Annotated in this window: 10 protein-coding genes; 3 read left to right on the forward strand and 7 right to left on the reverse strand. The window is 63.4% G+C overall.

The window, feature by feature from the left end; translation table 11 throughout:
• The 3 genes from VK804_RS26290 to radA all read right to left on the reverse strand — a co-directional run.
• Nucleotides 1-750 (reverse strand): amidophosphoribosyltransferase (locus VK804_RS26290; protein ID WP_414642849.1); only part of this gene is annotated, 750 nt, incomplete at its 3' end.
• 47 nt (nucleotides 751-797) lie between these two features.
• Nucleotides 798-1,427, reverse strand: coding sequence for a CvpA family protein (locus VK804_RS26295; protein WP_325375667.1), 630 nt, complete (start codon nucleotides 1,425-1,427; stop codon nucleotides 798-800).
• A gap of 158 nt (nucleotides 1,428-1,585) precedes the next feature.
• Complete coding sequence (gene radA / locus VK804_RS26300) at nucleotides 1,586-3,061, reverse strand: DNA repair protein RadA (protein ID WP_325375668.1); 1,476 nt, start codon at nucleotides 3,059-3,061, stop codon at nucleotides 1,586-1,588.
• A 327-nt stretch (nucleotides 3,062-3,388) separates the two neighbouring features.
• On the opposite strand from radA, the gene VK804_RS26305 reads away from it, so the two are divergent.
• Nucleotides 3,389-3,583, forward strand: coding sequence for a type II toxin-antitoxin system RelE/ParE family toxin (locus VK804_RS26305; RefSeq protein WP_325375669.1), 195 nt, complete (start codon nucleotides 3,389-3,391; stop codon nucleotides 3,581-3,583).
• The gene (locus VK804_RS26310) at nucleotides 3,580-3,921 is read left to right on the forward strand and encodes a helix-turn-helix transcriptional regulator (protein ID WP_325375671.1); all 342 of its coding nucleotides are present in this window, start codon (nucleotides 3,580-3,582) and stop codon (nucleotides 3,919-3,921) included. Before VK804_RS26305 ends, VK804_RS26310 begins: the two co-directional genes overlap by 4 nt.
• A gap of 76 nt (nucleotides 3,922-3,997) precedes the next feature.
• Here VK804_RS26310 and VK804_RS26315 read toward each other — a convergent pair whose 3' ends face one another.
• The 3 genes from VK804_RS26315 to VK804_RS26325 all read right to left on the reverse strand — a co-directional run bounded on the left by VK804_RS26315 (nucleotide 3,998) and on the right by VK804_RS26325 (nucleotide 6,791).
• On the reverse strand, nucleotides 3,998-4,882 hold the full coding sequence (locus VK804_RS26315) for a prohibitin family protein (RefSeq protein WP_325375672.1): 885 nt from the start codon (nucleotides 4,880-4,882) through the stop codon (nucleotides 3,998-4,000).
• A 153-nt stretch (nucleotides 4,883-5,035) separates the two neighbouring features.
• Nucleotides 5,036-5,761: a sulfite exporter TauE/SafE family protein gene (locus VK804_RS26320; RefSeq protein ID WP_325375674.1), complete on the reverse strand. Its 726-nt coding sequence runs from the start codon at nucleotides 5,759-5,761 to the stop codon at nucleotides 5,036-5,038.
• Between the two features lie 37 nt (nucleotides 5,762-5,798).
• Nucleotides 5,799-6,791 (reverse strand): ABC transporter substrate-binding protein, encoded by a 993-nt coding sequence (locus VK804_RS26325; RefSeq protein ID WP_325375676.1) that lies wholly within the window; start codon nucleotides 6,789-6,791, stop codon nucleotides 5,799-5,801.
• 200 nt (nucleotides 6,792-6,991) lie between these two features.
• Here VK804_RS26325 and VK804_RS26330 point away from each other — a divergent pair, with 200 nt between their 5' ends.
• Nucleotides 6,992-7,504, forward strand: coding sequence for an SGNH/GDSL hydrolase family protein (locus VK804_RS26330; protein WP_325375677.1), 513 nt, complete (start codon nucleotides 6,992-6,994; stop codon nucleotides 7,502-7,504).
• A 3-nt stretch (nucleotides 7,505-7,507) separates the two neighbouring features.
• On the opposite strand, the gene VK804_RS26335 is transcribed toward VK804_RS26330, so the two are convergent.
• Nucleotides 7,508-7,900, reverse strand: a complete 393-nt coding sequence (locus VK804_RS26335; RefSeq protein WP_325375679.1) for a hypothetical protein — start codon at nucleotides 7,898-7,900, stop codon at nucleotides 7,508-7,510.
• Nucleotides 7,901-8,330 lie beyond the last annotated feature (430 nt).

Here is an 8,330-nt window from a genome sequence, read left to right on the forward strand (position 1 = left end):
GAGCGCGCAGGTTTCCGACGCCAGAATCGGGCAGCCGTCGAGATCGCCGATCACCAGCGGGCGGATGCCGAGCGGATCGCGCGCCCCGATCAGCTTCTTGTTGGTCAGCGACACCAGCGAATAGGCGCCCTCGATCGCGCGCAGGGCCTCGATGAAGCGGTCGATGAAGCGGTTGCGCTTGGACTGCGCGACCAGATGCAGGATCACTTCGGTGTCGGTGGTGGATTGCATCATGGCGCCGTTGCGCACCAGTTCGCGGCGCAGGGTCAGCCCGTTGGTGAGATTGCCGTTATGGCCGACCGCAAAGCCGCCGGCATTGAGCTCGGCGAACAGCGGCTGCACGTTGCGCAGGATGGTGGCACCGGTGGTGGAGTAGCGGACATGGCCGACCGCGGCTGTGCCGGGCAGCCGCTCGATCACTTCGCGGCGCGAGAAGGTGTCGCCGACCAGGCCGAGCCGGCGTTCGGAATGAAACCGGTTGCCGTCGAACGAGACGATGCCGGCGGCTTCCTGGCCGCGATGTTGTAGCGCGTGCAATCCGAGCGCGGTGATGGCGGCGGCATCGGGGTGGCCGAAGATGCCGAACACGCCGCACTCCTCGCGCAACGTGTCGCCTTCCAGATCGGAATCCAGCAAATAGTGATTCTGCGGATCCGAGCTCCGCAGTTCGAAATTCGGGAAATTTGGAACAGGATCGAGATTCAGGTTGTATTGGTCGGCATCATCGGAAGGGCCCTGTTGACAGTCCATCGCGCCTCTCTTCTGGCCGGTGTCATCTGGCCAAGGATCAACTCGTATCAATGCACCGCGGGTTTCTCGATCAGCTTTTTAAGGCTGTCGCGGGCAGGCTTGGTATAGCCATCACCGCTCGGCGCCGCAGCCGGATCGGTGTCAGTCTGTTCATCGTCTGGTTTATTCTTCTTGAATCTCTTCAAGATGGTGTTCTCGGGGTCATCCGGCAAGAGTGACATCAGCCAATCGCCGGTTCCCTGCAGCACCACCCGGGACTTCGCCCCCGTCACCCAATCCGGCCGCTGCTTGTCCGGCACCAGCCAGCTGAAGAACATGAAGGCGACGACCACGATCAGAAGGCCCCGCGCCAGCCCGAACAGGAACCCCAGGGTGCGATCGAGCGCCCCGATCCGGGAATCCAGGATCATGTCGGAAATCCGAACCGTGACGATGGAGACCACGATCAGGGTGCCGACGAATACGCCGGCCACCACCACGACGGCCGCGACGGTGTCGTTGTTGAAATAGGTTTTCGCGGTCGGCAGCAGCTTGCCGAAGGCATAAAGCGTGACCAGGGCGGCCGCGCCCCAGGCCGCGATCGACAGGATCTCGCGCATGAAGCCGCGCACCATCGCGAGCAGGCCGGAGATCAGCATCACCGCGAGCAGGATGAGATCGAGGATCGTTATCGGCATCGGCTGGTCAGGTCCGCATCAAAGGTCAAAACCGCGAATCGGCAAAGTCGGTGCCGCCCTAGGTGAGGGTGAGTTGGCCCCTCCCGCAAGGCCGGAAATCACCTAACCCCCGCCCTGCGCGCGCTGTATAGCGGCGAGGGCGCGTAACGTCACCCCCGCTAGCCTTCCTGACGCCGGAATCTCGCAGGTGTGGCATTTTTCTCCGCCGCAGCAGGCTCCCGGTTTCTCTCCCGGTTTCCCTCGTGGTTTCCCTTGGGACTGCCGCGCGCGGCGATATCGGCGACCAGGCTGGTCAAACCGCCCACGGTTGACAGCGACAGGCCGGAATCGCCGCCGGCTTCGCCGCGGGCCGATTCGGGCAGCACGGCACGACCGAAACCGAGTTTTGCGGCCTCCTTCAGCCGCGCCGAGGTCTGCGCCACTGGCCGGACCGCCCCCGACAGCGAGATCTCGCCGAAATAGACCGCATCCGTCGGCAGCGGCGCATTGACCAGCGACGACACCAGGGCGGCCGCAGCCGCAAGGTCGGCCGCCGGCTCCTGGATACGCAGGCCTCCCGCCACGTTCAGATAGACGTCATGGCCGGACAGTTTGACGCCGCAATGGGCCTCCAGCACCGCCAGCACCATCGACAGCCGGCTCGGGTCCCAGCCCACCACCGCGCGGCGCGGGGTGCCGAGCGAGGTCGGCGCCACCAGCGCCTGCATTTCCACCAGCACCGGGCGGGTTCCCTCGATCCCTGCGAACACAGCGGTGCCGGGACTGCCGAGATCGCGTTCCGACAAAAACAGCTCGGACGGATTGGAGACTTCGCGCAGGCCGAGGCCGGTCATCTCGAACACGCCGATCTCGTCGGTCGGCCCGAAGCGGTTCTTGACCGCGCGCAGGATACGGAATTGCTGCGAGCCTTCGCCTTCGAACGACAGCACCGCATCGACCATGTGTTCGACCACACGGGGGCCCGCGATCTGGCCGTCCTTGGTGACATGGCCGACCAGGATGATCGCAGCACCGGATTTCTTGGCAAACCGAATAAGCGCCTGCGCCGAAGCGCGTACCTGCGTCACCGTGCCGGGCGCGGATTCCACCGTGTCGGTCCACATGGTCTGGATGGAATCGATCACGATCAGGCGCGGCACCGCGCCTTCGGACAGCGTCGAGACAATGTCCTCGACGGAGGTTTCGGAGGCGAGTTGCACCGGCGCATCGGCAAGGCCCAAACGCTCGGCGCGCAGCCGCACCTGGGCGACGGCTTCTTCGCCCGAAATATACACCGCGCGATGCCCGGCCCGCGCCATCAGCGAGGTTGCCTGCGTCAGCAACGTCGATTTGCCGATGCCGGGATCGCCGCCGACCAGCAGCACCGAGCCCCGCACAAACCCGCCGCCGGTGACGCGATCGAGCTCGGCCATGCCCGAGGGCAGGCGAGGGGCTTCAAAACTCTTGCCGGTCAGCGTCTCCAGCGCGAACAGCCGCCCCTTGCGTTTTGACCGGATCGAGACCGGCATCGTGGTCGCGCCGGTATCCTCCTCGGCCAGCGTATTCCACTCGCCGCAGGACTCGCACTTGCCCTGCCAGCGGTTATAGGCCGCGCCGCAGTTCTGGCAGACAAAGGAGAGGGTGGATTTGGCCATGGGTGTTGAGTCGCTCTGACGGGTACCATCTCCATAGCACGAAATCCTAAAAAGTTCCTATTTTGTTCTATCCGCCATTGGCCTCCGACTAGCCCCGCCACCTCGAAAAACCGCAGTTGACGAATGATGTGAAATATCACATAATTCGTCATGGTTCGAAGGGCTGACGATCCGAGGCCGCTTATCTGGCGCGGACCCCTCAAAGACCAACTTCATGGCGTTTCCTCCGACCGTGCAGCGCCAGATGGGCTATGCGCTTTTTTGGTACAGATGGGCGAACGTCATTCGACCACGGCCAAGACGCTTAGCGGCTTCGGCGGAGGAGCAATGATCGAGGTGCGGGAAAGCCATGATGGCAACGCCTACCGTGCGGTACACACGGTGCGCTACGCCGATGCGGTCTACGTACTGCACGCGTTCCAGAAGAAATCAAAGAAGGGCATCACGACGCCCAAGGCAGACATCGACTTGATCGAAAAGCGCCTGAAAGATCTGCAAAAGGAAATGGAAGGACGGCGATGACAAAGACACCCGCGGCCAAGGACCCGACGCGAAATGTGTGGCTCCAGCTCGGATTGCCCGATGCCGAAGAGCATTTTCTAAAGGCTGAGCTCGTTCTTCGCCTGGACAAGGCAATCGGCTCCCTCGGTTTGACCCAACGCGCCGCCGCCCAGCGGATTGGAACCACTCAGCCCGAATTATCAAAAATTCTGGGTGGCAAATTCACCGAAGTTTCCCTCGAACGGCTGATGCGCTTTCTCACCGCGCTCGGCTGTCATATCGAGATCAAAATTGGAGCCGGACAGGAAAACAAGGCCGGGGACGTAACCATCAAAGATGTCCGGCGCACCGCCGCCTGAAGCGAAACTGCGTGGCTCCAGTTGCGGCCGCCCGCGCGGCGTTTGCGCGCAGTGACGTTCCAAATCTATTCAAACCCTATTTTACCGACACGAACGGCACCGCCGAGCCCGGCACCATGGTGGTCGGCAGCACGCCGTTCCAGCGCTCGGCCTGCACCAGGGTGACGAGGTTCGGATTGGTGCCGAGCGCTTTGGCGCGCGCTTCGATGGCGGCGGCCTGGGCTTCGCCGGTGAGCTTGATGTTGGAGGCCTGGGCTTCGCCGTTCAGCCGCGTGGCGTCGGCGTTGGCCTGGGCCTCGGCGCGGACGGCGTTGGCTTTCGCGTTGGCCTGCGTCACGGTGATCTGCGCCTGCACCTTCTCGCGCTCGGCGTTCTGCTGCAGCTTCTGCACCTCGACCTCGGCCAGCATGCGCTGTTCGATCGAGTGCAGATAGTTCGCCGAGAATTCGATGTTTTCCAGTTGCACACTCTCGACGATGATCATGGAGTCGGATTTCAGCGTGTCCGAGATGGCGTCCTTGATCGCGCTGTTGAGCGCGCCGCGGTCCTGGATCGCTTTCACTGCCGTATAGCGGCCGAACACCACCTTGACCTGCTGGTTGACGACGGGGCTGACGACCTGGTTGACGGCCGCGTCCAGCCGTCCGAACTTGGCGTAGAGGTCGGCGACCTTTTCCGGCGCCGCGCGCAAGGTGACGCTGATCTTCAGATCGGCCGGCTGCTGGTCGAAGGAATAGGAATTCATCTTGTCCCAGGTATAGGTCGAGGTCTTGACGCTGATCTTCTCGACGCTGTCGATCACCGGCACCTTGAAGCCGAGGCCCGGCTGCGCGGTGCCGATCACCGCGCCGTTGCGAAGCAATACGCCGCGCTCGGTCTGGTCGACCGTGTACCAGCTTCCCAGAACGACGGCGAGAACGGCAATGCCGCCGACAATGGCGGCGAGAATTCCCCGGGTCATGAATTAAGTCTCCTGCTTGATCGATGGCGCGGAAATACGTCACCAGCCCCAACGATCGGCTATCGATCGTCCGCAATCAGGCCGTGACTTGCGTCAGTGCGTCGCCGTTTCCGCCGAAATGGTTCAGGGTCGATCACCGGAAATCGCTGAATTTTATGAAGTCGCCGCCGACCACAAGAGCGAGAGTCCCGCCGCCAGCATGATTCCATCCATGACCAGCCGAAACGCATCCGGCTCCAGCCGCAACACGAAGCGCTTGGCGATGAAGGCGCCGAACATCAGCGACGATCCCGCGATCACGCCCTTCAGCGCGATATCCGAAGTCAGCGCGCCGAACCGCTCGAAGGTCACCGATTTGCTCAGGTAGATGCCGAGCGAGCTCGCCGCTTCGGTGGCGAGGAACGCGCCTTTGGTGACGCCGTAAAACAGAAACAGCGGCACGCTCAACGGCCCGGTCGACACCACGATGCCCGTGAGAAAGCCGATCACCGCGCCGCCAATCGCCAGATGCCAGAGCGACAGTTTGAATTGATGGTGGGTGAGCCAATGCCGCAGCGGCACCATCGCGATCAGGAAAACGCCGATCGAAAGATCCACCACCCGCGACGGCAGCGCCAGCAGGGTCCGCGCCCCGAGCGCCGCGGCCGGAATCGCTGTCATGGAGTAGGCGGCGCAGGCGCGCCAATCGACCTCGCGCCACCAGGCGAGGATGCGCGAGACGTTGGCGAGCACGGCGGCCACCGCCATGATCGGCACCGCCTGCTTCGGCCCGTAGGCATAGATCAAGACCGGCATCAGCATGATCGACGAGCCGGTGCCGACGATCCCCGAAACGGTGCCGGCGATGAGCCCTACCAGGAGGATGAACAGGAGGCTCAAGACGTCCGGTCTCCGCGAATGCCGGGGTTGGCGGTGCTCACTCGATCACGGCGTCGGAGAGTGCGAGCAGGTTCGCGGGCACGCTCAGCCCGAGCGCTTTGGCGGTCTTGAGATTGATGACGAATTCGAATTTCGTGGGCGCCTGCGCCGGAAGGTTGGCCGGGGCCTCGCCCTTCAGGATGCGGTCGATATAGGACGCGGAGCGGCGAAAAATCTCCTCCGAGTCCGGCCCATAGGACAACAGCGCGCCATCCTCGGCGAATTGCCGATAGACTGAAAGCGTGGGCAGCTTGTATTGGGCGACCAGCCGCAGGATCGCCTCGCGGTGGATGATGTTGGAAGCGTCGGCGCCGACGATCAGGCTGCCGCCGGGTTCGCGCGCCAGCGCCGCGATGGTCGCTTCGAGCTGATCGGCCGTCGACACCGGTGCGGCCGCAATTGCCATCCCGCCCGGATGCGCCTCTGCTTCAAACGAGTGCAGGAAGGTCGTGTAATACGGCGCGGTGTTCGGATTGAAGAGAAATGCGGCGCGGTTCACGCTGGGCGCGATGCCCTTGAGCAGATCCAGCCATTTTCCGATCAGCGACACCTCCATATAGGTGAAGCCGGTGATGTTGCCGCCCGGGCGCGACAGGCTCGCGATGTAGCCGAGGCCGACGGGATCGACCACCAGCACGAACACCACGGGAATGGAGGTGGTCGCCGCATGCAGGGTGGCGAGCGAGGGCGTGCTGTTGGCGACGATCAGGTCCGGCGCGAGCCGGACCAGCTCAGTCGCCTGGTCGCGAAGCCGGGCCATGTCGCCGCCGGCCCAGCGGTACTCGACCGCTAGGTTCTTGCCTTCAACCCAGCCCAGTTGGTTGAGGCCTTCCCGGAGCGCGGCGATGCGCGCCTGTCCCTCCGCGTCGTCCTCGCCGACGGTCATGAGGACGCCGATGCGCCGCATCTTCTCGGGCGCCTCGGCGCGCGCGATCAGCGGCCATGCCGCCACGGCGCCGCCAACAAGCGCGACGAACTCGCGACGTTGCATGTCCGCTTCCCTCCCTCAGGAGCCGGCATCTTAGCGGCTTAAGCGAGTCCCTTGATAGGGGAGATATTGCCGGCGGCCGCGCCGGTTCAGCGCCGGACGTCCATGCGCCCCGGGCATTGCCGGCCGGCGGCGTGGAATAGCGCAGAGGACTCGACGATGGGGCATTTGCGCCCTATGGAGTTTGAGAGCGGGAAGCCAACATGAATTTTTCAAAAGCGCGCATCTTGCTGGCGGCCTTGGCCTGCATCCTTCTCGCCCAGAGCTGCCCGGCTTCGGCGCAGATCGTGGTGCTCGGCCATAGCGCGGCGCACGGCTATGTCGCCAACAATGAAATGTGGTCGTCCGTGCTGGAGAGTATTTTGCGGGCGCGAGGCTCGCAGGTCCACGTCATCAATGCCGGCGTCAACGGGGAGACGACGAAGGATGAGTTGGCGCGCGTCGACAGCGCGGTCCCCAACGGCACCAAACTCGTCATCCTGACCATCAACGGGTTCAACGACAACCACAAGGACATCACTGGTTCGGCCGAGGCGCCGGCGAATATCGCGGCGATCAAGCGCAAGATCACGGCCCGCGGCATCAGGCTCATCGATGCGATGGGACTTTATACATCGGTGTTGAAGCAGCCCGGCATGGCGCTGGGCGATCACCTTCATCTCAGCGTCGAAGGCAACAGGAAGCTCGCCACGATACTGGCGGGAATGGTGAGGTAACGCTTAAGGCCTTGACGTGCGCCAAGCGCTTGGCGCGCGCCGACGGTCGCTGAGTTTTTTGACGAGATCGCCAATCCACATCAAACGGGCACCCCATGTCAGATTCAATCCCCGCAGCGTCGATCCCGCGCGCCCCCTGTTGTTCCAGCCGTTCGAGATCCGCGGCCTGAAATTGAAGAACCGCCAAAGCTTCAAGCCGCTGATCGCCTTCATGAAGGGCGAGGGACGGCGATCGGCATTCAGCTTGCCCATGGCGGACGCAAGGCGTCCTCGCAGCGCGCGATGGAAGGCATGGGCCCGCTCACGGCGGAGAATATCGCCGCCGGCGCCAAAGTGTGGCAGCCCGTCGGCCCGACCAGCGATCCCGTTGCGCCGGGATCCCACGCGCGCGCTCACGATTGAAGAGTGCCGCGCGATGGTGCGGACCTGCGCCGGTAATCCGGTACTTCTTAGTTACAGAAAATAACTTCCGATTTTTTGAAATAATGCTTGCGCCCCACCCAAATCACTTCTATATTTCCCGCTGTCCCGCCCCACCAAAGGGGCGTTGCGCAACGTCAACAACGCGGGGCGGGATGCGGTGGACGCGGATGGTGCTCTTGACGAAGGCACTTGAAGCGGACGGACAAGACGTGTGGTTCTGGCACCCCGACGCTGGTGTCAAGTCTGCGAGAAGGAGCGCAGACGACGGTGGCCAACAAGCCCGGAGCACCGGGAAGAGCACGTTATAATCCGTAAAACCATTGCGTGGGGAATGCCGGGTGATTCCGGTGTGACCTGCTAACGTGTGTGCGCTCTACCCACTACCATTGCACACACGGCTATC

It is taken from the genome of Bradyrhizobium sp., from assembly GCF_035484855.1.
Lineage (GTDB): Bacteria > Pseudomonadota > Alphaproteobacteria > Rhizobiales > Xanthobacteraceae > Bradyrhizobium.

Coding starts and splice junctions, on each gene's coding strand:
- VK804_RS26295 (WP_325375667.1), bottom strand. CDS start 1,427: ATGCCGATAACGATCCTCGATCTCATCCTGCTCGCGGTGATGCTGATC.
- radA (WP_325375668.1), bottom strand. CDS start 3,061: ATGGCCAAATCCACCCTCTCCTTTGTCTGCCAGAACTGCGGCGCGGCC.
- VK804_RS26305 (WP_325375669.1), top strand. CDS start 3,389: ATGATCGAGGTGCGGGAAAGCCATGATGGCAACGCCTACCGTGCGGTA.
- VK804_RS26310 (WP_325375671.1), top strand. CDS start 3,580: ATGACAAAGACACCCGCGGCCAAGGACCCGACGCGAAATGTGTGGCTC.
- VK804_RS26315 (WP_325375672.1), bottom strand. CDS start 4,882: ATGACCCGGGGAATTCTCGCCGCCATTGTCGGCGGCATTGCCGTTCTC.
- VK804_RS26325 (WP_325375676.1), bottom strand. CDS start 6,791: ATGCAACGTCGCGAGTTCGTCGCGCTTGTTGGCGGCGCCGTGGCGGCA.
- VK804_RS26330 (WP_325375677.1), top strand. CDS start 6,992: ATGAATTTTTCAAAAGCGCGCATCTTGCTGGCGGCCTTGGCCTGCATC.